Annotated in this window: 31 protein-coding genes; all 31 read right to left on the bottom strand. The window is 47.7% G+C overall.

From position 1 onward, the window contains the following. Nucleotides 1-4: 4 nt before the first annotated feature. Entirely contained in the window at nt 5-550 is a 546-nt protein-coding gene (gene rpsE, locus EP073_RS05085) for a 30S ribosomal protein S5 (protein ID WP_128466081.1), read from the bottom strand. After that, nucleotides 519-887, bottom strand: a complete 369-nt coding sequence (gene rplR / locus EP073_RS05080) for a 50S ribosomal protein L18 (RefSeq protein ID WP_128466080.1) — start codon at nt 885-887, stop codon at nt 519-521. The genes rpsE and rplR overlap by 32 nt, the downstream gene beginning before the upstream one ends. A gap of 9 nt (nt 888-896) precedes the next feature. Further along, a complete protein-coding gene (rplF, locus tag EP073_RS05075) occupies nt 897-1,436 on the bottom strand; it encodes a 50S ribosomal protein L6 (RefSeq protein WP_128466079.1) in 540 nt (179 codons plus the stop codon). A 12-nt stretch (nt 1,437-1,448) separates the two neighbouring features. After that, nucleotides 1,449-1,847 carry a 30S ribosomal protein S8 gene (gene rpsH, locus EP073_RS05070; protein WP_128466078.1) on the bottom strand — a complete coding sequence of 133 codons (399 nt, stop codon included), beginning with the start codon at nt 1,845-1,847 and terminating at the stop codon, nt 1,449-1,451. Nucleotides 1,848-1,857: 10 nt separating this feature from the next. Continuing rightward, nucleotides 1,858-2,043, bottom strand: a complete 186-nt coding sequence (locus EP073_RS05065; protein ID WP_128466077.1) for a type Z 30S ribosomal protein S14 — start codon at nt 2,041-2,043, stop codon at nt 1,858-1,860. Next, nucleotides 2,033-2,587: a 50S ribosomal protein L5 gene (rplE, locus tag EP073_RS05060; protein WP_128466076.1), complete on the bottom strand. Its 555-nt coding sequence runs from the start codon at nt 2,585-2,587 to the stop codon at nt 2,033-2,035. Before rplE ends, EP073_RS05065 begins: the two co-directional genes overlap by 11 nt. Before the next feature lie 2 nt (nt 2,588-2,589). Then, on the bottom strand, nt 2,590-2,919 hold the full coding sequence (gene rplX, locus EP073_RS05055) for a 50S ribosomal protein L24 (RefSeq protein ID WP_128466075.1): 330 nt from the start codon (nt 2,917-2,919) through the stop codon (nt 2,590-2,592). Nucleotides 2,920-2,931: 12 nt separating this feature from the next. Further along, complete coding sequence (gene rplN / locus EP073_RS05050) at nt 2,932-3,303, bottom strand: 50S ribosomal protein L14 (RefSeq protein WP_128466074.1); 372 nt, start codon at nt 3,301-3,303, stop codon at nt 2,932-2,934. A gap of 12 nt (nt 3,304-3,315) precedes the next feature. Further along, complete coding sequence (rpsQ, locus tag EP073_RS05045; protein WP_128466073.1) at nt 3,316-3,588, bottom strand: 30S ribosomal protein S17; 273 nt, start codon at nt 3,586-3,588, stop codon at nt 3,316-3,318. A gap of 10 nt (nt 3,589-3,598) precedes the next feature. Continuing rightward, nucleotides 3,599-3,796: a 50S ribosomal protein L29 gene (rpmC, locus tag EP073_RS05040; protein ID WP_128466072.1), complete on the bottom strand. Its 198-nt coding sequence runs from the start codon at nt 3,794-3,796 to the stop codon at nt 3,599-3,601. Continuing rightward, entirely contained in the window at nt 3,793-4,215 is a 423-nt protein-coding gene (gene rplP, locus EP073_RS05035) for a 50S ribosomal protein L16 (protein WP_128466071.1), read from the bottom strand. Before rplP ends, rpmC begins: the two co-directional genes overlap by 4 nt. After that, nucleotides 4,216-4,875 (bottom strand): 30S ribosomal protein S3, encoded by a 660-nt coding sequence (rpsC, locus tag EP073_RS05030; protein ID WP_128466070.1) that lies wholly within the window; start codon nt 4,873-4,875, stop codon nt 4,216-4,218. Between the two features lie 11 nt (nt 4,876-4,886). Beyond that, nucleotides 4,887-5,219: a 50S ribosomal protein L22 gene (gene rplV / locus EP073_RS05025; RefSeq protein WP_128466069.1), complete on the bottom strand. Its 333-nt coding sequence runs from the start codon at nt 5,217-5,219 to the stop codon at nt 4,887-4,889. Continuing rightward, the gene (gene rpsS, locus EP073_RS05020) at nt 5,220-5,501 is read right to left on the bottom strand and encodes a 30S ribosomal protein S19 (protein WP_128466068.1); all 282 of its coding nucleotides are present in this window, start codon (nt 5,499-5,501) and stop codon (nt 5,220-5,222) included. A 12-nt stretch (nt 5,502-5,513) separates the two neighbouring features. Beyond that, entirely contained in the window at nt 5,514-6,341 is an 828-nt protein-coding gene (rplB, locus tag EP073_RS05015) for a 50S ribosomal protein L2 (RefSeq protein ID WP_128466067.1), read from the bottom strand. A gap of 11 nt (nt 6,342-6,352) precedes the next feature. Then, a complete protein-coding gene (rplW, locus tag EP073_RS05010) occupies nt 6,353-6,631 on the bottom strand; it encodes a 50S ribosomal protein L23 (RefSeq protein WP_164885404.1) in 279 nt (92 codons plus the stop codon). 2 nt (nt 6,632-6,633) lie between these two features. Beyond that, the gene (gene rplD / locus EP073_RS05005) at nt 6,634-7,257 is read right to left on the bottom strand and encodes a 50S ribosomal protein L4 (protein ID WP_128466065.1); all 624 of its coding nucleotides are present in this window, start codon (nt 7,255-7,257) and stop codon (nt 6,634-6,636) included. 13 nt (nt 7,258-7,270) lie between these two features. After that, the gene (gene rplC / locus EP073_RS05000; protein ID WP_128466064.1) at nt 7,271-7,903 is read right to left on the bottom strand and encodes a 50S ribosomal protein L3; all 633 of its coding nucleotides are present in this window, start codon (nt 7,901-7,903) and stop codon (nt 7,271-7,273) included. 16 nt (nt 7,904-7,919) lie between these two features. Then, the gene (gene rpsJ, locus EP073_RS04995; protein ID WP_128466063.1) at nt 7,920-8,228 is read right to left on the bottom strand and encodes a 30S ribosomal protein S10; all 309 of its coding nucleotides are present in this window, start codon (nt 8,226-8,228) and stop codon (nt 7,920-7,922) included. A gap of 14 nt (nt 8,229-8,242) precedes the next feature. Continuing rightward, nucleotides 8,243-9,433, bottom strand: coding sequence for an elongation factor Tu (gene tuf, locus EP073_RS04990; RefSeq protein ID WP_128466050.1), 1,191 nt, complete (start codon nt 9,431-9,433; stop codon nt 8,243-8,245). A 27-nt stretch (nt 9,434-9,460) separates the two neighbouring features. After that, complete coding sequence (gene fusA / locus EP073_RS04985; RefSeq protein ID WP_128466062.1) at nt 9,461-11,536, bottom strand: elongation factor G; 2,076 nt, start codon at nt 11,534-11,536, stop codon at nt 9,461-9,463. Nucleotides 11,537-11,547: 11 nt separating this feature from the next. Next, a complete protein-coding gene (gene rpsG / locus EP073_RS04980) occupies nt 11,548-12,018 on the bottom strand; it encodes a 30S ribosomal protein S7 (RefSeq protein ID WP_128466061.1) in 471 nt (156 codons plus the stop codon). Nucleotides 12,019-12,029: 11 nt separating this feature from the next. Further along, nucleotides 12,030-12,401: a 30S ribosomal protein S12 gene (gene rpsL, locus EP073_RS04975; protein WP_128466060.1), complete on the bottom strand. Its 372-nt coding sequence runs from the start codon at nt 12,399-12,401 to the stop codon at nt 12,030-12,032. A 357-nt stretch (nt 12,402-12,758) separates the two neighbouring features. Further along, nucleotides 12,759-16,814, bottom strand: a complete 4,056-nt coding sequence (rpoC, locus tag EP073_RS04970; protein ID WP_128466059.1) for a DNA-directed RNA polymerase subunit beta' — start codon at nt 16,812-16,814, stop codon at nt 12,759-12,761. Nucleotides 16,815-16,816: 2 nt separating this feature from the next. After that, the gene (gene rpoB, locus EP073_RS04965) at nt 16,817-20,800 is read right to left on the bottom strand and encodes a DNA-directed RNA polymerase subunit beta (protein ID WP_128466058.1); all 3,984 of its coding nucleotides are present in this window, start codon (nt 20,798-20,800) and stop codon (nt 16,817-16,819) included. 104 nt (nt 20,801-20,904) lie between these two features. Next, on the bottom strand, nt 20,905-21,285 hold the full coding sequence (rplL, locus tag EP073_RS04960) for a 50S ribosomal protein L7/L12 (protein ID WP_128466057.1): 381 nt from the start codon (nt 21,283-21,285) through the stop codon (nt 20,905-20,907). 12 nt (nt 21,286-21,297) lie between these two features. After that, nucleotides 21,298-21,816, bottom strand: coding sequence for a 50S ribosomal protein L10 (gene rplJ / locus EP073_RS04955; RefSeq protein WP_128466056.1), 519 nt, complete (start codon nt 21,814-21,816; stop codon nt 21,298-21,300). Between the two features lie 327 nt (nt 21,817-22,143). Further along, complete coding sequence (gene rplA / locus EP073_RS04950) at nt 22,144-22,842, bottom strand: 50S ribosomal protein L1 (RefSeq protein WP_128466055.1); 699 nt, start codon at nt 22,840-22,842, stop codon at nt 22,144-22,146. A gap of 68 nt (nt 22,843-22,910) precedes the next feature. Beyond that, nucleotides 22,911-23,336: a 50S ribosomal protein L11 gene (rplK, locus tag EP073_RS04945; protein WP_128466054.1), complete on the bottom strand. Its 426-nt coding sequence runs from the start codon at nt 23,334-23,336 to the stop codon at nt 22,911-22,913. Between the two features lie 15 nt (nt 23,337-23,351). Continuing rightward, entirely contained in the window at nt 23,352-23,876 is a 525-nt protein-coding gene (gene nusG, locus EP073_RS04940; protein WP_128466053.1) for a transcription termination/antitermination protein NusG, read from the bottom strand. Between the two features lie 13 nt (nt 23,877-23,889). Further along, nucleotides 23,890-24,069: a preprotein translocase subunit SecE gene (secE, locus tag EP073_RS04935; RefSeq protein ID WP_128466052.1), complete on the bottom strand. Its 180-nt coding sequence runs from the start codon at nt 24,067-24,069 to the stop codon at nt 23,890-23,892. Nucleotides 24,070-24,115 lie beyond the last annotated feature (46 nt).

Raw genomic sequence — 24,115 nt, 5'->3', positions numbered from 1 at the left:
CAGTCTATTCTCCCGGTTTGGCTATGATTTCTTCAATCTTTTTGCCCCTAACCTGTGCAACTTCGTTAAGGGTGCGCATTTTGCTGAAACCGTCAAGTATCGCGAAAAGCGAGTTGTAAGGGTTTCTGCTGCGCGTGCTTTTGCAAAGAATGTTCTGCACTCCGGCAAGCTCAAGGAGGGCGCGTGTAACGCTTCCTGCGATGATACCTGTACCGGGCGCCGCGGGTTTCATTATGATTTCGGTGGAAACATATTTACCCACAGTTGCATGGGGTATAGTTCCGTTGACCACGGGAACCTCAATGAGGTTCTTCTTTGCATACTCAAGGGCTTTCTTGATCGCGTCCGGCACTTCTCTTGCCTTGCCGTAACCAATACCGACATGACCTGCATAGTCGCCCACGACAACAGTCGCGGTGAATTTGAAGATGCGTCCGCCCTTGACAACTTTTGTAACTCTGCCTATATGAACAACTTTATCTACAAGTTGACTCTCGTTGTTATTCAAAGCAAACCTCCTAGAACTCAAGGCCGGCTTCGCGAGCCGCATCTGCAAGAGCTTTTATTCTACCGTGATAGAGAAATCCGCCCCTGTCGAAAACCACCTTTTCTATGCCTTTTTCCTTAGCACGCTCGCCGATAGCCTTACCGACTTCCTTTGCAGCTTCAATATTAAGTACGCCTTTGAATTTCTCTTTGAGAACTTTTTCAAGCGAACTGGCGGCAACAAGAGTGTTGCCGGTAGTATCGTCTATTATCTGAGCGTATATGAATCTGTTTGATTTGTTAACCGCAAGTCTGGGAGCGCAGGGTGTGCCTGACACTTTTTTGCGCACTCTTGCGTGCTTCCTTCTTATAGTAGCCTTTTTATTAATTATGCTCACTATAACGCTCCTTTATCTCTTACCAGTTTTGCCGGCTTTTCTGATTATCTTCTCGCCGGAGTATCTGATACCCTTACCTTTGTAAGGCTCGGGCTGCCTGATTTTTCTGATGTTAGCGGCAGTTTGACCTACAAGCTGTTTGTCTACGCCCCTGACAACTATGCCTGTGTTACCTTCCATGGCAAACTCTATGCCTTCGGGGGGGGTAACAACAACGGGGTGAGAAAACCCTAAAGAGAGGTCGAGGTCCTTTCCTTTAATGGCCGCTCTGTAACCTACGCCGTGTATCTCAAGCTTCTTTTCGAAGCCTTTTGTAACGCCGTCTACCATGTTGGCAACCAGCGTACGAGTAAGGCCGTGTACAGAACGGGACAGCTTAGATTCGTCTTTCCTGCTAACTGTGATTGTGTTTGCTTCGACCGCAACCTCGGTGTTGGCGTGCACCGCGTGTTCAAGCTTCCCTTTGGGACCTTCAACGCAGCACACATTGCCGTCGAGAGTGACCTTCACTCCTGCAGGTATTTCAATAGGTTTCTTGCCTATCCTTGACATTTACGCGCTCCCTTACCAAATTTGGCAGATATATTCTCCGCCAACTTTATCCAAAATGCACTGCTTAACTGTTTTAACGCCTTCGGAAGTGGAAATTATTCCATTACCGAGACCGCCGAGAACAGGTTTAAGGTTTTTGTTGTTAACATACACTCTTCTGCCGGGCTTGCTCACTCTTTTGAGTCCCCTGATAACGGACTCGCCGCCATCGGTGTATTTCAGATACACAACGATTTTTTTAAGGTTTTCTTCGGATACTACGCGGTAGCTTTTCACGTATCCTTCACCTCTGAAGTTTTCAACAATCGCCTCTTTAATTTTGGAGTGAGGGATTACCACTTCAGATTTCTTAACCATATAAGCGTTGCGCAGTCTGGCAAGCATATCAGCAATCGGATCAGTCATGCTCATTCTTAATCTCCTACCAGCTGGATTTTCTTACGCCGGGAATCTCGCCTTTCAGAGCAAATTTTCTGAAGCAGATCCTGCACATGTTAAATCTTCTCAGGAAAGCCTTAGGACGGCCGCAAATAGGGCAGCGGTTGTATTCCCTGACTTTAAACTTTTTCTTCGTAAAGGCATGGTTATATTTAGCCTTAGTTGCCACTGTCAGCCTCCTCGAAGGGCATACCGAGCGCACGCAGCAGTTCTCTTGCTTCTTCGTCGGTGTTAGCCGTCGTAGTGATGATGATGTCCATCCCTCTGGTTTTGTCGATTTTATCGAACTCTATCTCGGGAAAAACGATCTGCTCTTTAAGACCCATGGCGTAGTTGCCGCGTCCGTCAAAGGATTTCGCGCTTACGCCTTTAAAGTCTCTCACCCTTGCGAGGGCAATTCTGGTGAGTCTCTGAAAAAAATCATAAGCCGTGTCTCCTCTGAGAGTCACTTTGCACCCGATGGGCATCCCCTCTCTGAGTTTGAAGGCGGCTATGGATTTTTTGGCTCTTGTTACGACAGGTTTCTGCCCAGCGATGATAGTCATGTCGCTAAGAGCATTGTCAACAACCTTGGAGTTCGTAACAGCTTCGCCGAGACCCATATTGAGAACTATTTTCTCAATCTTGGGCACCTGCATGACGTTCGTATAAGAGAACTTTTTCATGAGGGCAGGAACAACGTCCTTAAGGTATTTTTCTTTAAGCTCTGCCATTGTTAATCCTTATCGATGACTTCACCGTCGCACTTGGCGAAGCGGGCTTTTTTACCGTTTTCAAGAGTTTTAACGCCGAGTCTTGTGCCTTTTTTGCTTTTCTGGCTGTAGTACATAACGTTAGATATGTCTACCGGCATCTCTTTCTCAACGATTCCGCCTTCAGGATTCAGGGGACCGGGCTTGGTGTGCCTCTTGACAACGTTTGTGTTCTCAAGGATAACCTTGCCGTTCTTCCTGTCAACCTTAAGAATCTTGGCGATTTTGCCCTTATCCTTTCCGGTAGTGACGATTACGGTGTCGTCTTTTTTAATTTTATACTTTGCCTGCATATTTTCGTCTCCTTAAAGCACTTCGGGAGCCATGGAGCAGATTTTAAGGAACCCTTTACCTCTGAGATCCCTAGAAACCGGTCCGAATACCCTTGTAGCTATGGGCTCCAGATTGTTTTTGTTAAGAAGTACGGCTGCATTATCATCAAACTTGATGTAAGTTCCGTCTTTACGGCGGCTCTCTTTAGCTGTGCGGACTATAACTGCCTTTACAACTGTGCCCTTTTTAACGTTTCCGTCCGGAGAAGCTTCCTTCACGCTGGCAACAATGATGTCGCCCACATAGCCGTATCTTATCTTTGAGCCGCCGAGAACCTTGATGCAAAGAAGCTCTTTGGCTCCGGAGTTGTCGGCTACTCTGAGACGTGATTCAACCTGTATCATTACTGTAACCTCTTACTCTGATATAACTTCAAGGGAACGCTCGATAATGCGCTTAACCATCCAGCACTTATCCTTGCTGAGGGGACGTGTTTCAGAGATTTCGACAGTGTCGCCTATCCTGCATTCGTTCGCCTCATCATGAGCCTTGAACTTTTTACTCTGTTTAACGAACTTGTGGTATCTGCTGTGAAGCTTAAGGTTTTCAACCTTCACGACAACGGTTTTATCCATTTTGTCGCTTACCACAACTCCTCTTCTGACTTTTCTAGCTGCTTTTTCGCTCATTACAGACCTCTTACTGCTCTGCGCTTTCAGCCATACGCTGGCTGAGAACGGTTTTGATCCTTGCGATGTCCTTCTTCATCTTATTGATGCCAGAAGTATCTTCAAGGTCGCCTGTCGCAAGTTTGAAGCGGGTTCTGAAAAGATCTTCACGAAGCTGGCGCTCTTTTTCAACGAGATCTTTCACGTTCATATCTTTGAATTCGCTCATTCTGCCGCCTCCGTTTCCCTGAATACGAACTTGCATTTTACGGGAAGTTTATGGGCTGCGAGCCTGAAGGCTTCTCTCGCCTGCTCTTCCGTAACGCCGGCTATCTCGTAGAGTACGGTGCCGTTTTTAACTTCGGCAACATAGTATTCCACCGCACCTTTACCTTTACCCTGTCTGACTTCGAGGGGCTTTTTGGTAACGGGTTTATGAGGGAAGATACGGATAGTCACCGTACCGCCTCTTTTAACATACCTGTTGATCGCGATCCTTGCGGCTTCGATCTGACGGCTTGTTATGCGTCCATTATCAAGAGACTGAATGCCGAAATCGCCGAAAGCCACTTTGTGACCTTTGTTCGCCTTGCCTTCATTGCGTCCCTTGAACTGTTTTCTGTATTTCATTCTCTTCGGCATCAACATTTACTCAACTCCTGCTGCTGCCCTGTTTCTCTCTTCAACTATTTCACCGGTGAAAACCCACACTTTAATGCCGGTTATACCGTAAGTTGTAAGAGCTTCAGTCGTGCCGTAGTCAATGTCGGCTCTGAGAGTCTGAAGGGGCACTCTGCCTTTGATGTACCACTCAGTTCTTGCCATGTCGGCGCCTGCAAGACGTCCGCTGCACGCAACCTTGATGCCGAGTGCGCCGGATTTCATAGCCTGAAGAACCGCTTTTTTCATCGCTCTTCTGAAGGCTATACGTCTCTGAAGCTGCATAGCAATGTTCTCAGCGACGAGCTGGGCGTTTATCTCAGGTTTCTTGATCTCACGGATCACAAGAAGAACCTCAGCTTTTGTTATTTTTTTAAGCTCAACTTTAAGCTTTTCGATCTCGGCACCCTTTTTGCCGATAACGATGCCCGGTCTGCTGGTATTGAGGGTAACGCGCACTCTGGCGCCCATGCGCTCAATGCCGATTCCCGCTATGCCGGCTTGGAAAAGCCTTTTTTTAAGGAATTCGCGTATTTTGATGTCTTCAAGAAGGTTAGTTCTGTACTCCTTCTTTCCGGCATACCATACTGAAATCCAAGGCTTGTTAACACCTAATCTATACCCGTAAGGGTGAACTTTGTGTCCCACTAAAACCTCCGTTAATCCGAAAGCACGACAGTAATGTGGCTTGTCTTCTTACGAATAAGAGAGGCCCTGCCATGTGCTCTGGGAGTGTACCTTTTCCACGCCGGGCCTTCATCAATCCTGATCTCTTTGACGTAGAGCTTGCTCACGTCTCTGTAGTCCTGATTTTCCTCGGCATTGGCGGCAGCGGATTTTATCGTTTTGTAGATATACTCAGCAGCCTTTTTGGGCGTGAACTTCAGCATAGCAAGAGCCTCGTCGACTTTTTTGCCTCTTACGAGGTCGGCAACGGGGCGTGCTTTTCTGGGAACTAATCTTACGAATCTTGCACGTGCTACTGCTTCCATTTATCTACCCTTGACCTTTTTATCATCCTTTTTGTGCCCTTTGAAAGTTCTCGTAAGTGCGAACTCGCCGAGCTTGTGTCCGACCATGTTTTCTGTCACATAGACGGGGATGAATTTATTTCCGTTATGAACCGCGAGAGTGACACCTATCATGTCAGGCGACACTGTGCTTCTTCTTGACCAGGTTTTGATAACTTTCTTATCACCTGTTTCTTTAGCAGCAGTGACCTTCTTCATAAGATGGTCATCTATAAACGGTCCTTTTTTCAATGATCTAGGCACATCTTCCTCCTATCACTTCTTCCGAGCGGAAACAATATACTTGTTTGAAGGTTTTTTCTTCGCACGAGTTTTGTATCCTTTCGTGGGTTTGCCCCAAGGTGTAACAGGGTGACGTCCACCGCTTGTACGGCCTTCACCACCACCATGCGGGTGATCCACAGGGTTCATAGCAACCCCTCTTACTGTAGGTCTTATACCCAGCCAGCGTGAACGTCCGGCTTTACCAAGGCTCACGTTTTCGTGATCCTGGTTGCTGACCTGTCCTATAGAGGCTTTGCATTCGGCTTTTACAAGCCTTATTTCGCCTGAAGGAAGTCTGAGGTGGCAGTATGCGCCCTCTTTTGAAAGAAGCTGTGCATATGTCCCGGCGGAACGGGCAAGCTGTCCGCCTTTTCCGGGTCTGAGTTCAACGTTATGAACTACGGTACCCACGGGTATATCTTTCAGCGCTTTCGCGTTTCCGGGTTTGATGTCCGCAGCCTGTCCGCTGTGGATAACATCACCGACATTCATTCCGATCGGAGCAAGGATATATCTTTTCTCGCCGTCCTCGTATGCTACGAGAGCGATTCTTGCGCTTCTGTTAGGGTCATATTCAATTGTCTTGACCCTAGCGGCTATCTCATCCTTGTTCCTCTTGAAGTCGATCAGACGGTATTTTCTTTTCTCACCGCCGCCTTTATGTCTGACAGTAATTCTTCCGTGGTTGTTACGACCGCCGGTCTTTTTAAGGCTTACAACCAGACTCTTTTCAGGCTTGTCCGCGGTTACCTCTGCAAAGTCAGAATTCGATCTGAACCTTACGCCGTCCGAGGTAGGTTTATACTTCTTGATTCCCATTTAAGCCTCTCTTACACGAACTCGAGTTTCTCACCTTCGGCCAGAACAACGATGGCTTTCTTCCAGTCTTTACGTTTACCCATCATGCGTCCGAACCTTTTCTTCTTCCCTTTGCAGTTTAATGTGCGCACGGAAGCAACTTTGACGCTGAAAAGAGTCTCAACAGCCTCTTTAATGAGGAACTTGTTGGCTCTGGGATCGACTGCGAAAGTCACCATGTTCTCCTCTTCTTTGAGGTTAACGGCTTTCTCGGTGATCAGAGGTTTTTTGATTACGTCATAAACTGTCAACATTATCCTAAAACCTCCTCAATTCTCGCTATGCTGTCCTGAAGGACAAGTATTTTGCGTGAATTGATGATATCGTAAACGTTGAGTCCGTTTACATTAAGCAAGTCTACGTAAGGTATATTACGGAATGCTCTTGCGACCTTTTCGTCAAGTTCTTTAAAGACAACCAGTACTTTTCTGTCCGCGTTGAAATTTTTAAGGATAGCCACGGCCTCTTTTGTTTTTCCATCCTCAAGTGTGAGGGCATCTACAAACACAAGGCTGCCGTCTTCCTGTTTAGCTCTGAGAGCCGATCTCATCGCGTTCTTAATCTTCTTCTTAGGCATAGAGAAGGAGTAATCCCTAGGTTGCGGACCGAAAATAGTCGCACCGCCTCGCCACAAGGGGGATTTCATGGAGCCGGCTCTGGCGCGTCCGGTTCCTTTCTGTTTGTAGGGCTTTTTACCGCCGCCCTCTATCTTTGCTCTGTTGAGAGTGGCATGAGTACCTGCCCTTTTGCCCGCAAGCTGCATTACAACTACTTCATGCATCAGTGAGGGTTTTACGGGGTAGGTAATGATGGAATCATTTATCTCCACCGTGCCGACCTTCTCATTTTTCACGTTTACTAATTCAAACGAAGCCATTTCACTGTTCCCTTTACTTCTTGACCGTTTCTTTAATGAAAACGATCCCGTTGTCGTGTCCCGGAATAGCACCTTTCACAAGGATAAGGTTTGTCTCAGGGATTACTTTTACTACGGAAAGTTTCTGAACGGTTACTTTGTCACCGCCCATTCTTCCGGGCATAGGTCTGCCTTTTTCAGTCTCGCCGGGGAACTCGCACATCCCGATAGAACCGGGTTCACGATGGAAGTGCGAACCGTGGGTTTTAGGACCGCCCGCGAAGCCGAAACGCTTCACAACGCCCTGAAAACCTTTACCGATGGAAGTTCCCTGAACATCCACAACATCGCCTTCGGCGAAGAGTGTGGCGTTCACTTCCTGACCTACTTCAAGAGAAGTGTCGTCAGCCACGCGGAACTCTTTGAGAACCTTGTGAGCGTCAACGCCCTGCTTTTTGAAGTAGCCTTTTGCGGGGCAGTTGACCTTTTTCTCTTTGAGAATTTTGTCAAAGCCGAGCTGAACAGCACTGTAACCGTTTTTCTCAACGGTTCTTTTGTTAACAACTACACATGGTCCAGCTTGAACCACTGTAACGGGGATGAGAGTTCCGTCTGCGGTAAATACCTGCGTCATCCCCACTTTTCTTCCGATTATTGCTCTAGCCATCTGCACTATCCTTCAACTAAAGTTTTATCTCGACATCTACGCCGGCAGAAAGCTCGAGCTTCATAAGAGCATCAATAGTCTGGGGGTTATGTTCAAATATGTCGATCAGACGTTTGTGCGTTCTGATCTCGAACTGTTCCCTTGCTTTCTTGTCAACGTGAGGAGAACGGAGCACTGAAAACTTTTCAATACGCGTAGGAAGCGGTACGGGACCGACAACCCTTGCTCCCGTTCTCATGGCAGTGTTAACTATATCCCTCACTGCCTTGTCGAGAATTCTAAAATCGAATGCCTTAAGCTTGATACGAATTTTTTGACTTTCCATTCGCCTACCTTTGGTTACTCGATAATCTCGGTAACAACACCTGCACCGACTGTTCTACCACCCTCACGAATAGCGAAACGAAGTCCCGCGTCCATTGCGATGGGTGTTATAAGTTCTACCACGCAGCTGATGTTATCTCCGGGCATTACCATCTCTGTCCCTTCGGGAAGTGTGATTATACCCGTAACGTCAGTCGTACGGAAATAGAACTGAGGACGATACCCGCTGAAGAAGGGAGTGTGGCGACCGCCTTCCTCTTTGGTCAGGATGTACGCTTCCGCTTTGTACCTGCGGTGGGGTTTGATTGAACCCGGTTTGCAAAGTACCTGTCCGCGTTCCACGTCGTCCTTTTTGATTCCTCTCAGAAGGATACCGACGTTATCGCCGGCTACGCCTGAGTCAAGAATCTTCCTGAACATCTCTACGCCTGTTACTATTGTCTTTACTGTATCGCGTATTCCCACGATCTCTACTTCTTCTCCCACTTTGACCTGTCCCTGCTCTATACGACCGGTTACTACCGTTCCGCGGCCGGAGATGCTGAACACGTCTTCTACGGGCATTATGAACTCTTTATCTATTGCTCTTTCAGGCTCGGGAATATAGCTGTCCATCGCTGACACAAGCTCGGCTATCGCGCCTGCCCATTTCTCATCTGTAGGGTTCTCAAGTGCTTTAAGCGCTGAACCCTTGATGATAGGTGTGTCGTCGCCGGGAAATTCGTAAGTCGAAAGAAGGTCTCTCACTTCAAGCTCTACAAGCTCAAGAAGCTCCTCATCGTCTACCATGTCACATTTGTTCATGAAAACGATTATGTAAGGAACTCCTACCTGACGTGCAAGAAGGATGTGCTCTCTTGTCTGGGGCATAGGACCGTCTGCCGCGCTTACTACAAGGATCGCTCCGTCCATCTGCGCGGCGCCGGTGATCATGTTTTTTACATAATCAGCGTGACCGGGGCAGTCAACGTGAGCATAATGGCGGGCAGGTGACTCGTACTCAACGTGAGCTGTCGCGATTGTTATACCGCGCTCCCTTTCTTCCGGAGCCTTGTCGATGTTGCCGTAATCTACGAACTCTGCAAGTCCTTTCTTTGCCTGTACGCAGGTTATCGCTGCAGTAAGGGTAGTTTTACCGTGGTCTACGTGACCGATTGTTCCTACGTTGACGTGGGGCTTCGTTCTAGCAAACTTAGCTTTAGCCATCTGGAATTCCTCCTGTATTCTCTATTCTTATGAATTAGCTTTCTTAATTTCTTCAGCTACGCTGTTGGGAACCTGCTCATAGTGGTCAAACTGCATGCTGTAGGTTGCGCGTCCCTGAGTAATTGAACGGAGATTTGTAGAATATCCGAACATTTCCTTAAGGGGCACGAAGCAGTTAATTACCTGAGCAGTACCTCTCATTTCCATACCGTCGATTTTGCCTCTTCTTGAGCTGAGGTCGCCCATTACATCACCCGTATATTCATCGGGAGATACAACTTCAACCTTCATGATAGGCTCAAGTATAACGGGATCAGCACTTCTCATACCGGCCTTGAAAGCCATTGAACCGGCAATTTTGAATGCCATCTCGTTAGAGTCGACATCATGGTACGAACCGTCGGTAAGCGTCGCTTTGCAGTCAACAACGGGGAAGCCTGCTGAAACGCCTGATTCGAGTGCTTCCTCAATGCCTTTCTGCACTGCGGGGATATATTCTTTAGGAACAGTACCGCCAACAATGTTGTTGACAAACTGGAAGCCTTCACCCGGCGCAAGGGGTGCGATTTCAAGCCAAACGTGACCGTACTGACCTCTGCCGCCTGTCTGCTTGATATATTTCCCTTCGGTTCTGACAGATTTTCTGAAAGTTTCGCGGTATGCAACCTGCGGATTACCCACATTGGCTTCAACTTTGAACTCTCTCATAAGCCTGTCAACGATGATTTCAAGGTGAAGCTCACCCATACCGGAAATAACAGTCTGACCTGTTTCTTCATCAACCTTAACTCTGAAAGAGGGGTCTTCGGAAGCAAGTTTGCCGAGAGCAATGGAAAGCTTATCCTGATCATTCTTGCTTTTGGGTTCGATGGCAACCGAAATAACGGGCTCAGGAAACTCCATGGATTCAAGAATTACAGGTTTGTTCTCATCGCAGAGCGTGTCGCCGGTGGTAGTGTATTTAAGACCCACTGTCGCGCAAATATCGCCCGCGTGGATCTCTTTGATTTCCTCACGCTTGTTGGCCTGCATTTTTACAAGGCGTCCTATACGCTCCTTTTTGTCCTTAGTGGAGTTAAGCGTGTAGTTACCTGCTTCAAGGCAGCCTGAATACACTCTGAAATATGTAAGCTGTCCCATGTAGGGGTCAGTCATAATCTTGAATGCAAGAGCGGCAAAAGGCTCACTGTCGTCAGCTTTTCTTTCGATTTCATCCTCGCCGTTCATGCTCTTTCCTTTAATGGGAGGAATGTCAATAGGGCTGGGGAGAAGATCAACAACCGCGTTCAGAAGAGTCTGAACACCTTTGTTTTTGAAGGCAGTACCGCAGGTCACAGGTATAAACTTGCGTCCGATGCAGCCTTTTCTGAGACCGGCAATGATTTCATCTTCACTGATCTCTTCGCCTTCAAAGTACTTGTTCATAAGATCATCGTCAAGTTCGCAAACGGCGTCCATGAGCTTTTCACGGTATTCTTTAGCCTGCTCAACAAGAGCAGCGGGAATATCGCTGTAAGTGTATTTAGCACCGAGCTGCTCTCCGTCCCAAGTGACGGACTGCATCTTAACGAGATCTATGATGCCTTCAAAAGCGTCTTCAGCACCCATGGGGAGCTGTATGGGAAGGGGATTAGCGCCGAGTTTTGATTTAATATCACTCAGAACTTTGAAGTAGTCAGCGCCGGATCTGTCCATTTTATTAACGAAAATGATGCGGGGAACGCCGTACTTATCAGCCTGTCTCCAGACTGTTTCAGTCTGAGGCTGAACGCCGCCCACTGCGCATAAAACAGTGACAGCGCCGTCAAGAACCTTAAGTGAACGCTCAACTTCGATTGTGAAGTCAACGTGACCGGGGGTGTCAATAACGTTTATGCGGTGGTTGTTCCAGAAGCACTGCACTGTAGCGGAAGTGATCGTGATACCACGCTCCTTCTCCTGCTCCATCCAGTCGGTAGTGGCTCCGCCGTCATGCACCTCACCGATTTTATGGGACATGCCTGTATAGAAAAGAATTCTTTCAGTGGTCGTGGTTTTTCCGGCATCAATGTGCGCCATGATGCCTATATTTCTCTGAAGGTTTAATGGTATAGATTTTTCCACCTAACCCTCCCTTACCATCTGAAGTGAGCGAATGCCCTGTTCGCTTCCGCCATTCTGTGAGTATCTTCTTTCTTTTTGAAAGCGATACCCTTTCCGCCAGCGGCATCAATAAGTTCACCTGCAAGGCGGTCTACCATGGTTCTCTCTTTCTTGCTTCTGGCGGCAGCTACGATCCATTTGATACTGAGAGCCTGTTTTCTCAGGGGGCGTACTTCGATGGGAACCTGATACGTGGCTCCGCCCACCCTTCTTGATTTAACTTCAAGCTGAGGTTTAACGTTTTCAATAGCTTTTCTGAAAACTTCTATGCCGTTTTCGCCTGTTTTCTGACCGATAGTGTTAATTGTGTCGTAAAAAACTCTTTCTGCAACGGATTTTCTTCCGTCAAGCATGAGAATGTTTATGAACTTAGTAACAATCGCGTCCTTATAGATCGGGTCGGCGATTACCTCACGCTTTTTAGCAACTCTTCTTCTTGCCATTTTTTATCACCTTATTTCGGTTTCTTTACGCCGTATTTGGAGCGGGATTTTTTCCTGTCCTTAACGCCGTCTGTATCAAGCGCGCCGCGAACGATCTTGTAGCGCACACCGGGAAGGTCTTTTACCCTTCCGCCCCTCACGAGAACAACTGAGTGCTCCTGAAGGTTGTGACCGATACCGGGAATATAAGCGGTTACCTCGATACCTGATGTAAGCCTGACCCTTGCGACTTTTCTAAGAGCCGAGTTGGGTTTTTTCGGTGTAGTAGTATACACTCTGGTGCAAACTCCCCTTCTCTGGGGGTTGCCCTGCAACGCAGGAGATTTGGTCTTTTTAAGGACCTGTTTTCTTCCTTTTCTGACCAATTGGTTCAAAGTAGGCACCTAGCACCTCCAAAATTCTTGTGAGTTTTATAAAACTCAAATCTTACGCGAACGGCCAACTGTAATTTCTTGCCGTCCCTACTTTGTAATTTTACTTTAAAATCTTTATCCAGCCTCAATTAACAAGCTTTTGAAGCTTTAGAGCGCATTTTGAGCGCAACTATACATTTAGGGCGAAAGAGCAAGAATAGTATCAATGCTTTTATCCAATGTCAAGAAGTTTTACTAAAGAGATTCCGCGCGGGATAAGCGTCTGGAAAGTATCGGAAATGAGCTTGTTTTATTAGCATAAAGGATGTGAAAAGGAAACATATTTCTTAAAACAAAAAGACCGCCCCTGCGGGCGGTCTTCCGAAATTATTTTACTGGGTTGATGAATTTGAATTTTTTGCTCTGGATGAACTTAGAGCCAGTGCCCGCCGGTATCAGCTTACCGATGATAACGTTCTCTTTAAGCCCTCTGAGCTCGTCCATCTTACCGGAGCATGCAGCGTCGGTGAGGACACGCGTTGTCTCCTGAAATGAAGCTGCGGAGAAGAAGCTCTGCGTATTGAGAGCCGCCTTGGTGATACCCTGAAGTATCGCCTTGCCCGCCGGAGGAGTGAGCCCTGTTGCCACCAGTCTTTGGTATTCTGCAACGAACTCTGATTTGTAAACCTCTTCATTGGGCATAAACTCGGAATCCCCGGGCTCTTCTATCACAACTTTCTTCAGCATCTGGCGCACGATTGTCTCGATATGTTTATCGTTAATCGCAACACCCTGCTTACGGTAAACTTCCTGAATCTCGTCTACTATATATCTCTGGAGAGCGTCCTCGCCGAGAACCGCCAGAATGTCGTGGGGGTTCACGAGACCGTCTATGAGAGATTCGCCGGCTTTAACCTTGTCACCGTCGTGAACGTTGATGTAACGCTGGACAGAAATACTGTAGGTTTTCTTAACGCCCGTCTCTTCGTTTTCGATGGTGAGTTTACGAAGACCGCGCGCGGTGTTCTCTATACTCACTATACCGTCGATCTCCGCAATAACTGCGGGATCTTTCGGTCTTCTCGCCTCGAAGAGCTCGGCAACCCTCGGAAGACCCACTGTAATATCTTTTGTCTTAGTGGTTTCTCTGGGTATTTTCGCGACTATGTCGCCGGGTTCGATCATATCGCCCTCATCCACCTGAAGCAGAGCTCCTATGGGGAGGATGTAGCGCTGAATAGTTTTGTTGTCCTCGCCTTTAACAGACACACGGGGCTGTTTCTTGCCTCTTGTGTTGGCGATGATAACCTTCTGGGAAAGACCGGTAATGGGGTCGATCTCCTCTTTCAGTGTTTCCCCTTCGACTATATCGCCGAAAGCGACACGTCCGGGGTACTCTGTAAGGATTACAGCTACATAAGGATCCCACTCGGCTATCAGGTCGCCCTGTTTAACTGTGACGCCGTCTTTCACAAGCAGCTTGGTTCCGTACGCGATGTTGTATTTTTCAAGCACTCTTTCTGATTTATCAATAATCTGAAGAGAGCCGTTACGGTTAAGAACTACAGGATAACCTTCCCTGTTCGGAACGGTTTTCATTTCATCAAACCTGATTGTACCGCCGAACTTGGCGTTAAGGCTTGACTGCTCGGCTGATGAAGACGCCGCACCACCGATGTGGAAAGTCCTCATCGTAAGCTGCGTACCGGGTTCACCGATTGACTGCGCCGCTATTGTGCCCACTGCCTCTCCCACTTCGACAATACGTCTTGTGGCAAGATCCAGACCATAGCACTGACGGCATATGCCGTGCTCGGATTCGCATGTGAGAACCGAACGCACTTTAACCCTGTCAAGACCGGAGCCTTCAATTTTTTCAACCAAGTCTTCTGTTATAAGACTGTTTGCCTCAACAATCAGATCATCGGTAATCGGGTCGTACACATCTTCAAGAGTGTAGCGTCCGAGGATACGCTCGCCGAGAGGTTCAACAGCTTCGGTTCCTTCCATAAGGGCGGATATTTCGATACCGCGTATTGTTCCGCAGTCCTCTTCGCTGATGATAACGTCCTGAGCAACGTCCACAAGTCTTCTGGTAAGGTAACCGGAGTTCGCTGTTTTAAGAGCCGTATCCGCAAGACCTTTTCTCGCGCCGTGGGTCGATATGAAGTACTGGAGAACTGTAAGTCCTTCACGGAAGTTTGAGGTGATGGGCGTCTCGATAATCTCGCCTGAGGGTTTCGCCATGAGTCCTCTCATGCCCGCAAGCTGGCTTATCTGCGCTTTTGAACCTCTCGCTCCTGAGTGCGCCATTACGTGAATGGCGTTGTAGAATCGGTCTCTCTTATATTCTTTCGACTTGTCGCCGCCCTGATTCTCGATGGTTTTCATCATCTTGTCAGTGACTTTGTCGTTAGTGGTTGACCAAACGTCGATTATCTGGTTGTAACGCTCGCCCGAAGTCAGCGCACCTTCACGGTAATGTTCTTCGATCTCGCGCACCTTCTGCATAGCCTGATTGATAAGCTCAGGTTTTTCAGCGGGTATTATAAGGTCGTCAAGACATATGGAGAAGCCCGCTCTGCACGCCTGCGCAAAACCGAGATCCTTCAGGTTGTCAAGGAACTCCACCGTGTGGTAGTTGCCGAGCTTTTTATATATGTAGTCAACAAGCTTAACGAGGTCTTTTTTGGTGAAAAGCTGGTTAACCACTTCAAAGTCTATTCCGGCAGGCACAACTTCAAAAAGGATTATCCTTCCTGTTACGGTGTCGTACCTTTTGCCGTTTATTCTTACCTTGATCTCGGCGTGAACATCAAGCTGACCCTGATCGTATGCGATCCTTACCTCTTTGGGAGAGGAGAAGATTTTGCCCGCGCCTTTGGCGTTTTTAGCGCCTCTGGTAAGGTAGTAGATACCGAGAACCATATCCTGCGTGGGAACAGCAAGGGGCTTTCCGTGCGCCGGAGAAAGTATGTTGTAGCAGGCAAGCATGAGGGTTCTCGCCTCAAGCTGCGCCTCATATGACAGAGGAACGTGAACAGCCATCTGGTCACCGTCGAAATCCGCATTGAAGGCGGGGCAGACGAGGGGGTGAAGCTGAATGGCTTTCCCTTCTATAAGCTGAGGTTCAAATGCCTGAATACCGAGCCTGTGAAGAGTAGGCGCACGGTTGAGGAGAACAGGGTGTTCCCTGATTACCTCTTCCAGAACATCCCATACTTCCGGTCTCTGCTCTTCCACCATTCTTTTCGCCTGCTTTATGGTGGAGGCAATGCCCCTTTCCTTTTCAAGCTTGTAGTAGAGGAAGGGCTTGAAAAGCTCAAGAGCCATGAGCTTAGGTATACCGCACTGGTGCATTTTAAGGTGAGGACCGGCAACGATAACGCTTCGTCCTGAATAATCCACCCTTTTACCCAGAAGGTTCTGGCGGAAACGTCCCTGTTTTCCTTTGATCATGTCGGAAAGTGATTTCAGGGGGCGCTTGTTGGAGCTGCGGATTACTCTGCCTCTCCTGCCGTTGTCAAACAGGGCGTCCACAGCTTCCTGAAGCATTCTTTTTTCATTGCGGATGATGATTTCAGGGGCGTTAAGCTCCATGAGCTTTTTAAGACGGTTGTTCCTGTTGATTACCCTTCTGTAGAGGTCGTTAAGGTCGCTCGTGGCAAACCTTCCGCCGTCAAGGGGAACAAGGGGACGAAGCTCGGGCGGAATCACGGGGACTACGTCCAGAACCATCCACTCGGGTCTGTTGCCGCTTTTTCTGAAAGCTTCAACAACTCTGAGCCTTTTGGCAAGTTTCAGCTTTTTCTGCATACTTGTGGTATCTCTCAGATCTTCCTTGAGTTCAAGGAGGAGAATGTCGAGATCCACCTGTTTAAGCAGGTCTTTCAGTGCTTCAGCGCCGATTTTGGCTACAAAGGCATTGGGACCGTACTCATCCACCGCCCTGCGGTAGTGGTCTTCCGTAAGGAGTTCCTTCTCTTTGAGAGGAGTCTCCTTCGGGTTGGTGACTATGTATGACTCAAAGTAGATAATGCGTTCTATGTCTTTGATGCTTAAGTCAAGAAGAGAGCCTATCCTGCTGGGAGTGCCTTTGAAGAACCATATATGGCACACAGGGGAAGCAAGGTCTATATGACCCATTCTTTCTCTTCTCACTTTGGACTGGATCACTTCAACGCCGCACTTTTCGCACACAATGCCTCTGTGCTTCATCCTCTTATACTTTCCGCAAAGGCATTCCCAGTCTTTCACGGGTCCGAAGATTTTAGCGCAGAACAGACCGTCCCTTTCGGGTTTGAAGGTACGGTAGTTGATTGTTTCGGGCTTTGTAACCTCACCGGAAGACCATGCTCTGATCTTGTCGGGGCTTGCTATGCGTATTGCTATAGAGTCGAAAAACACATGTGCTTTTTCGTCAAAAAGAGTACTCTTCTTCATAATTATGAGTCCTCCCTGCTATCGGCGGCGCCTTGTCCGTCCGATTCATCTTCGGGTAAATTATCAAGCGTTATAAGCTCAAGATCCAATGCAAGACCCTGAAGTTCTTTTATAAGTACGTTGAAAGATTCCGGCATGCTCGGCGAGAAGCTGAAGTTTCCGTTTACGATTGATTCGTAAACTGTTGTCCTGCCTTCCACGTCATCCGATTTAACGGTGAGCATTTCCTGAAGTATGTTCGCCGCTCCGTATGCTTCAAGCGCCCAAACCTCCATCTCTCCGAGACGCTGACCGCCGAACTGGGCTTTACCGCCGAGGGGCTGCTGCGTAACAAGCGAGTAGGGTCCGGTTGAACGGGCATGTATCTTCGTATCGACAAGGTGGTGAAGCTTCAGGTAGTACATAACGCCCACTGTGACTTCCTGATCGAAGCGTTCGCCGCTTCTGCCGTCAAAGAGAATCGTCTGTCCGTCTTCCTGAAAGCCCGCCTTGGTGAGCATTTCCTTAATGTCGCTCTCACGGGCGCTGTCGAAAACTTCCGTGGAGAACTTCACGCCGAGGGCTTTGCCCGCCCAACCGAGGTGAGTTTCAAGAATCTGCCCGATGTTCATCCTTGAAGGAACCGAAAGCGGGTTAAGAACCACTTCAACAGGTGTGCCGTCAGGAAGGTAGGGCATGTCCTCTTCCGGAAGAATTCTGGACACAACACCTTTGTTACCGTGGCGTCCTGCCATTTTATCGCCCACGCTGAGCTTTCTTTTGATTGCGACATAAACCTTAACAGACTTGAGAACGCCGGCGGGAAGCTCGTCCCCTTTTTCGACTTTCTTTTTCCTGTCTTTATAGAGGTCTTCCGCATCCTTAACTTTTTTGAAGTAAACGTTGTTTACTCCCACAAGCTGTTCTTCAAAGTCTCTTCTGCCTTCGATGGGAAGGTTTACAAGATCGGTGTAGTCAAGCCCTTTCAGTTCGGTTCCCTGAAGAACTGAGCCTGAGTCGAAGCTGACTTTTTCACCCTTGAAGGCATCTATGAGCTTTTTGCCGTTGAGGACGGAAACTATCTTCGCCTTTCTGGCATCTTCAAGAGCGCGGAGAGAACGTTCATAGTCCTTTTTGATGTCCGCGTATTCTTTCATCTCTATTATTTCGGTGCGGCTGTCTTTATCTATTCCGCGTCTGGTCATTACCTGAACGCCGATAACCGTACCCTTTATGCTTGGGGGAACTCTCAGGGAAGCGTCTTTGACATCTCCGGCTTTCTCACCGAAGATTGCCCTGAGGAGCTTTTCTTCAGGGGTCGCCTGAGTTTCGCCCTTGGGAGTCACCTTGCCTACCAGTATATCACCGGGCTTGACTTTTGCGCCGACACGGATGATGCCGCTCTCGTCAAGGTCTCTCAGAGCCTCATCGCTGACGTTGGGGATGTCAGAGGTGATCTCCTCGGGTCCAAGCTTGGTATCCCTTGCTTCAACCTCGAAAACCTCGATGTGTATTGAGGTGTAGGCGTCTTCCTTGACGACCTTCTGTGAAATAAGGATGGAGTCTTCATAGTTGTAGCCCATCCAAGGCATGAACGCCACGACGATGTTGCGTCCGAGAGCGAGCTCTCCGCCCTGAGTCGCGGGACCGCCTGCGAGAATATCGCCTTTTTTCACTATGTCGCCTTTATCTACTATGGGTTTAAAGTTTATGCACGTATCCTGATTCGATCTTCTGTACTTGACCAGATCATATATGTCCACACCGAAGTCATCTTTCTCATTGTAGCGGACGACTATCTTAACCGCGTCAACAAAATCGACAATACCTGCGTGATTGGCAGTTACAACCGCTCCTGAGTCGATGGCGCATTTCATCTCCATGCCTGTTCCCACTATGGGGGATTCGGTACGGATAAGAGGTACGCCCTGACGCTGCATGTTTGAACCCATGAGAGCCCTGTTTGCATCATCATGCTCAAGGAAGGGGATAAGAGCGGCTGAAACGGAAACTATCTGTTTCGGTGAAACATCCATGTACTGGATGTTTTCACGGGGAGTCTGGAGAGATTCGCCCATGTACCTCGCGGCTATGTATTCCCTTTGAAACCTGTTGTCTTTATCAAGAAGAGCGTTAGCCTGAGCTATGTAGAAATCTTCTTCCTCGATTGCCGACATGTAAACGACCTCATCTGTGACAACACCGCCGGAAACTTTCCTGTACGGTGTTTCGATGAAGCCGAATTCGTTTATTTTGGAATATGTTGTAAGAGACGTGATAAGACCGATGTTCGGTCCTTCAGGAGTCTCAATGGGGCATATCCTGCCGTAGTGCGATGTATGAACGTCGCGGACTTCAAAGCCTGCTCTGTCACGGTTAAGACCGCCGGGTCCGAGGGCTGACAGCCTTCTCTTGTGAGTGATCTCGCTGAGAGGGTTAGTCTGATCCATGAACTGGGAAAGCTGGTAACTTCCGAAAAATTCCTTAATAGACGCGCTGAGAGGCTTGGCGTTAAGCAGATCCTGAGGAGTAAGATCCTCTGTATCCTGAATGCTCATCCTTTCCTTAACGGTTTTCTCCATTCTGGAAAGACCGATTCTGATATGGTTCTGAAGCTGCTCGCCTGCCGCCCTTACCCTTCTGTGACCGAGGTGATCTATGTCGTCCACGTTTGCGGTACCCTTACGGATATTTTCAAGCACACGGACAGTTTCGACTATATCGTCCTTGGTCAGAGTGGTATGGTCAAGGGGAGTGGTAAGACCAAGCCTTTTGTTTATTTTAAGGCGTCCGACTCTTGAGAGATCGTAGCGTTTTGAATTGAAGAAAAGGTTCTCAAAGAGATTTCTCGCCGTTTCCGCCGTCGCGGGTTCACCGGGGCGAAGCTTTCTGTATATCTCTATCAGTGCGTCTTCCTGAGTTTTAACCTTGTCGACAAACAGAATGTCACGGATAATGCTGTCTGAGGTCTGTCTGTCAATAAACAGAACCTTGAACTCATTTATACCGTTTTCAGCAAGTTTCTCAAAAGCTTCCTCATTTATCGGAGCTCCCGCCTCAAGAACCACCTCGCCGTCTTCGCTGACAATGTCCTCACCGAAGAAGGTTTCCATTATATCCTCAATGGTTATGGGGATACGGGTGATTTTGGCAGCGGTAATTCTCTTTCTGGCAGCCTTGGTAATCTTATGACCGGCCTTGACTATTACTTCGCCGTTTTCGTCTATTATATCAAGGCTGTTTCTCTGTCCCACAACATGGGCTTCGTTGTAGTTCTTTGTCATGCTGCCGTTCGCTTCAACACGTATATTGACCATGTCATAGTAGGTGTTGAGAATGTCAAGCTCGGTCATACCGAGAGCTTTGAGCAGAACGGTAACGGGTATTTTTCTTTTTTTGTCGATGCGGACATACATTATGTTTTTCGCATCGAAGTCAAAATCTATCCATGAACCTCTGTAGGGTATGATTCTCGCACTGTAAAGGTGTTTTTCCACAACGCTTTTGGACGCCGTAATATCTTCAAAGAATATTCCCGGCGAGCGGTGGAGCTGGCTCACGATAACTCTTTCAACTCCGTTGATCACGAAGGTTCCTCTGTCTGTCATCAGTGGGATGTCACAGAGATAAACTTCGGACTCTTTAGCGGAATTGACGAGCCTTTCTTCTGATTCCTCATTTATGTCATAATTGACAAGACGCACCTTCACCTTAAGCGGAGCCGCGAAGGTGGTGCTCCTGTCGATTGCTTCTCTGGGCGTGTATTTCGGCTTCTCAAGAGTATAACTGAGATATTCAAGAACTGATGTTTCGTTAAAGTCGGTGATCGGAAAGATTTCCCTGAATACTTCATCAAGACCCTTATGTTCTCTCTCGTCCACGGGAACTCCTTCCTGAAGGAACTCAACGTAGGAGCGCTTCTGAACCTCTATAAGGTCGGGCATATCAATTACTTTCTGGATTTTTGAGAAACTGACTCTCTCAATAGGCTTTCTGGTTGAATCCATATTTTATCACCTGTGGGATTATCCGCTAAATGTTAAAGAAGGCATGGGGGCGCAAGCTGCGCCCCCTATTTATGCTGATCAAGTTTTCTTTATTTAAGAATTAATTACTTAATTTCAGCAGTTCCGCCGGCTTCTTCAAGTTTAGCTTTGATTGAAGCAGCTTCCTCTTTGGAAACGCCCTCTTTAACAGCAGCGGGAGCGCCGTCAACGAGTGCTTTAGCTTCTTTAAGTCCGAGGTTAGTAAGCTCACGAACAACTTTAATAACCTGAACCTTTTTCTCGCCGCCTTCTTTAAGGATTACGGCGAATTCTGTCTGTTCTTCAACCACAGCAGCTTCAGCAGCAACAGCGGGTCCTGCCATCATGGCAACGGGAGCAGCAGCGGAAACGCCGAACTTGTCTTCAAGTTCTTTAACGAAATCTGCGAGCTCGATTACAGTCATGTTTGATATAAATTCTACTACTTGTTCTTTAGTTACAGACATTGAAGTCCTCCATTAACCTTGTTTTTGTTCTTTAATCGCGTTAAGCACATTCAGGAAACTGCGCGGAACATTGCTGAGCAGTGATACGAAGTTGGACGCGGGAGCGTTCATAGTCGCAAGCACTCTTCCGAGAAGCACTTCTCTGGAAGGAAGGTCAGCAAGTCTGTTCACATCTTCTCCGGAGAGAAGTTTGCCGTCAAGGTAGCCGCCTTTGATTTCAAACTTGTCGTAATCTTTGGCGAATTTTTTCATATCCTTGGCGACAGCGGCAACATCACCGTTTACGATGGCGCATGCCGTGCAGAGTTTGAGTGTCTCGTCAAGAGATTCAATCCTGTTGTTGTGCAGAGCGATTTTTACAAGTGTGTTCTTGACGACTTTAAAATCGCTGCCTTTTTCTTTCACCGCAGTTCTGATAGCAGTAAGCTGAGGGAAAGTCAGTCCTTTATAATTTGCCAAGAACAGCGCATCACTTGTTTTGATCTGTTCAGTAAGTTCTGCTACATACTGCTTTTTTTCATCTCTGTTCACGCTGTCCTCCGATTGATGTCACCGGACTGACATCACGAAAGTCCGGCTGCAACCGCCTGCGCCATGACTGACACGGCTTCACTCCGTACGGCACAGCCCGTTAAATGAGCGTGACTTACAGAGTGTATAAGCGGCTGCAAACACATCACTGTGTCTTTGATTTCCCTGCCTTGCTTAGCGCAAGCGGGGCAACCGTGGTAAAGTTCGGTGATAAATTCTATATCAACCGATCTCCGCAGGACTTACGATCCCGACAAATAACAGTTCGGAAAAAATCCGAATTGTACCTGTCCGGAATACACCTGCTTCTTAAACCAGATTGTGTGCTTAAAGTGTGTTAATCACTTTCTGGTGGTCTACCTTAACGCCGGGTCCCATTGTGGTAGAAACTGTGATCCCTCTTACGTACTGTCCTTTAGCTGTTGAAGGCTTAAGACGCACAAGAGTTTCCAGAAGCGCCTTGATGTTCTCAAAAAGTTTCTGAGAATCAAAGCTTTTTTTGCCTACGATAGCGTGGATGATACCGTTTTTATCAACACGGAACTCAATCATACCCGCCTTGAGTTCTTTCACCACGTTACCTATGTTAGGCGTTACCGTACCCACTTTGGGGTTAGGCATAAGTCCTCTCGGTCCGAGTACACGTCCGAGCTTACCGACGAGAGCCATCATGTCGGGTGTTGCGACAACTTTATCGAAATCCATAAAGCCGCCCTGAACTTTTTCAACAAGTTCCTCGTCACCGACAACATCCGCGCCTGCGTCTTTCGCTTCTTTGGCTTTATCGCCTTTCGCGAATGCAAGCACTCTCACGGTCTTACCTGTTCCGTTAGGCAGACTGACTGAACCCCTCACCATCTGATCAGCGTGTTTGGGGTTTACTCCGAGCTTCACTGCGATGTCGATGGTTTCATCGAACTTCGCGAATGCGACTTCTTTTGCGAGGGCAATTGCCTCTTCCAGGTCGTAGAGCTTTTCGCAGTCTACCTTCTCGGAAGCAGCCTGGTACTGTTTCCCTTTTGCCATGTTAATGACTCCGTGCATTCATGCGGAAAACCGCACTGCCGCAACATACAAATTTGTACAAGAGCTTATTAAAGCTCTACTTCCACACCCATGCTGCGTGCGGAACCTGCAACAATCTTAACTGCTTCATCGATGTTTTTGGTGTTGAAGTCAGGAAGTTTGTGCTCGGCGATTCTTACAAGCTGTTCTCTTGTGAGTTTGCCGACCTTATCCTTTTTGGGATTGCTGCTGCCGCTGTTAATCTTCAGCTCTTTCTTGATAAGCTGAGTAACAGGAGGGGTTTTGAGAACAAAAGTGAAGCTTCTGTCTTCAAAGATTGTGAGCTGAACAGGGATGATGTAATCTCCCATGTTCTGGGTTGCAGCGTTAAACGACTTGCAGAATTCCATAATATTCACCCCTCTCTGACCCAGTGCGGGTCCGATTGGGGGTGAAGGGTTAGCCTTGCCGGCCGGAACCTGAAGTTTAAGCTGTCCAAGTACTTTTTTGGCCATTTATAACCTCCCGGACTATCCGACTCTTTTTACTTGCAGATAATCCAGTTCTACGGGCGTTTGTCTTCCGAAAATGCTCACGATAACGCGAACCTTTTCCTTGTCTGGGTTAACCTCGTCAACAGTTCCTATAAAACCGTTGAACGGTCCGTCAACAACCTCAACTTTGTCGTCTTTGACATATTTTGCGGTCATTCTGGGGGCTTGCGATTTAGCGAGGTCAATCATTGCTTTTACGTCTTCTTCTGGGATGGGAACAGGATTTATCCCTCCCACAAAGCCGGTAACTTTAGGTATGTTTTTGACAACATGCCAGTTTTCCGTGCTCATTTCCATGTGAACGAGGATATAGCCGGGGAAGGTCTTCTTTTTGCTGATTTTCTTTTTCCCTTTTTTCAGCTCAACTACGTCTTCCGTGGGGATAAGCACGTCTTCTATCTGGTCTTCGAGATTTGAGTTTCTGACCTTCTCTTCAAGAAGAGTCTTCACACGTTTCTCAAAACCCGAATAGGTATGGACTACATACCATTTTTTCGCCATAAAATGCCCTTTCCTAGTAAATGAATTGGGTAAGCTTTGAAAGCCCGTAATCTACTACACCAAGATAAATTGCACAGATAAGGCAGATTGCAATAACTACCGCGGTGGTGCCGATGGTAGCGTCTTTGGTGGGCCAGATGACTTTTTTAAGTTCTTCTCTGACTTCGTTGATGAAAGTTTGCAGCTTTCCCATAGTCAGCACATCCTTTTCTTTATTTCGGAGAACCTACATCCTGTGG

Source organism: Geovibrio thiophilus (assembly GCF_004087915.1).
Classification (GTDB): domain Bacteria; phylum Chrysiogenota; class Deferribacteres; order Deferribacterales; family Geovibrionaceae; genus Geovibrio; species Geovibrio thiophilus.
This window is presented reverse-complemented; position numbering and strand designations above follow the sequence as displayed.

Excerpts from the sequence above, each read along its gene's own strand:
- rpsE (WP_128466081.1), bottom strand. The coding sequence starts at position 550 with ATGCGGCTCGCGAAGCCGGCCTTGAGTTCTAGGAGGTTTGCTTTGAAT.
- rplF (WP_128466079.1), bottom strand. The coding sequence starts at position 1,436 with ATGTCAAGGATAGGCAAGAAACCTATTGAAATACCTGCAGGAGTGAAG.
- rpsH (WP_128466078.1), bottom strand. The coding sequence starts at position 1,847 with ATGAGCATGACTGATCCGATTGCTGATATGCTTGCCAGACTGCGCAAC.
- rplE (WP_128466076.1), bottom strand. The coding sequence starts at position 2,587 with ATGGCAGAGCTTAAAGAAAAATACCTTAAGGACGTTGTTCCTGCCCTC.
- rplX (WP_128466075.1), bottom strand. The coding sequence starts at position 2,919 with ATGCAGGCAAAGTATAAAATTAAAAAAGACGACACCGTAATCGTCACT.
- rplN (WP_128466074.1), bottom strand. The coding sequence starts at position 3,303 with ATGATACAGGTTGAATCACGTCTCAGAGTAGCCGACAACTCCGGAGCC.
- rpsQ (WP_128466073.1), bottom strand. The coding sequence starts at position 3,588 with ATGAGCGAAAAAGCAGCTAGAAAAGTCAGAAGAGGAGTTGTGGTAAGC.
- rpmC (WP_128466072.1), bottom strand. The coding sequence starts at position 3,796 with ATGAGCGAATTCAAAGATATGAACGTGAAAGATCTCGTTGAAAAAGAG.
- rplP (WP_128466071.1), bottom strand. The coding sequence starts at position 4,215 with ATGTTGATGCCGAAGAGAATGAAATACAGAAAACAGTTCAAGGGACGC.
- rplV (WP_128466069.1), bottom strand. The coding sequence starts at position 5,219 with ATGGAAGCAGTAGCACGTGCAAGATTCGTAAGATTAGTTCCCAGAAAA.
- rplB (WP_128466067.1), bottom strand. The coding sequence starts at position 6,341 with ATGGGAATCAAGAAGTATAAACCTACCTCGGACGGCGTAAGGTTCAGA.
- rplD (WP_128466065.1), bottom strand. The coding sequence starts at position 7,257 with ATGGCTTCGTTTGAATTAGTAAACGTGAAAAATGAGAAGGTCGGCACG.
- rplC (WP_128466064.1), bottom strand. The coding sequence starts at position 7,903 with ATGGCTAGAGCAATAATCGGAAGAAAAGTGGGGATGACGCAGGTATTT.
- rpsJ (WP_128466063.1), bottom strand. The coding sequence starts at position 8,228 with ATGGAAAGTCAAAAAATTCGTATCAAGCTTAAGGCATTCGATTTTAGA.
- tuf (WP_128466050.1), bottom strand. The coding sequence starts at position 9,433 with ATGGCTAAAGCTAAGTTTGCTAGAACGAAGCCCCACGTCAACGTAGGA.
- rpsG (WP_128466061.1), bottom strand. The coding sequence starts at position 12,018 with ATGGCAAGAAGAAGAGTTGCTAAAAAGCGTGAGGTAATCGCCGACCCG.
- rpoC (WP_128466059.1), bottom strand. The coding sequence starts at position 16,814 with ATGAAGAAGAGTACTCTTTTTGACGAAAAAGCACATGTGTTTTTCGAC.
- rpoB (WP_128466058.1), bottom strand. The coding sequence starts at position 20,800 with ATGGATTCAACCAGAAAGCCTATTGAGAGAGTCAGTTTCTCAAAAATC.
- rplL (WP_128466057.1), bottom strand. The coding sequence starts at position 21,285 with ATGTCTGTAACTAAAGAACAAGTAGTAGAATTTATATCAAACATGACT.
- rplA (WP_128466055.1), bottom strand. The coding sequence starts at position 22,842 with ATGGCAAAAGGGAAACAGTACCAGGCTGCTTCCGAGAAGGTAGACTGC.
- rplK (WP_128466054.1), bottom strand. The coding sequence starts at position 23,336 with ATGGCCAAAAAAGTACTTGGACAGCTTAAACTTCAGGTTCCGGCCGGC.
- nusG (WP_128466053.1), bottom strand. The coding sequence starts at position 23,876 with ATGGCGAAAAAATGGTATGTAGTCCATACCTATTCGGGTTTTGAGAAA.
- secE (WP_128466052.1), bottom strand. The coding sequence starts at position 24,069 with ATGGGAAAGCTGCAAACTTTCATCAACGAAGTCAGAGAAGAACTTAAA.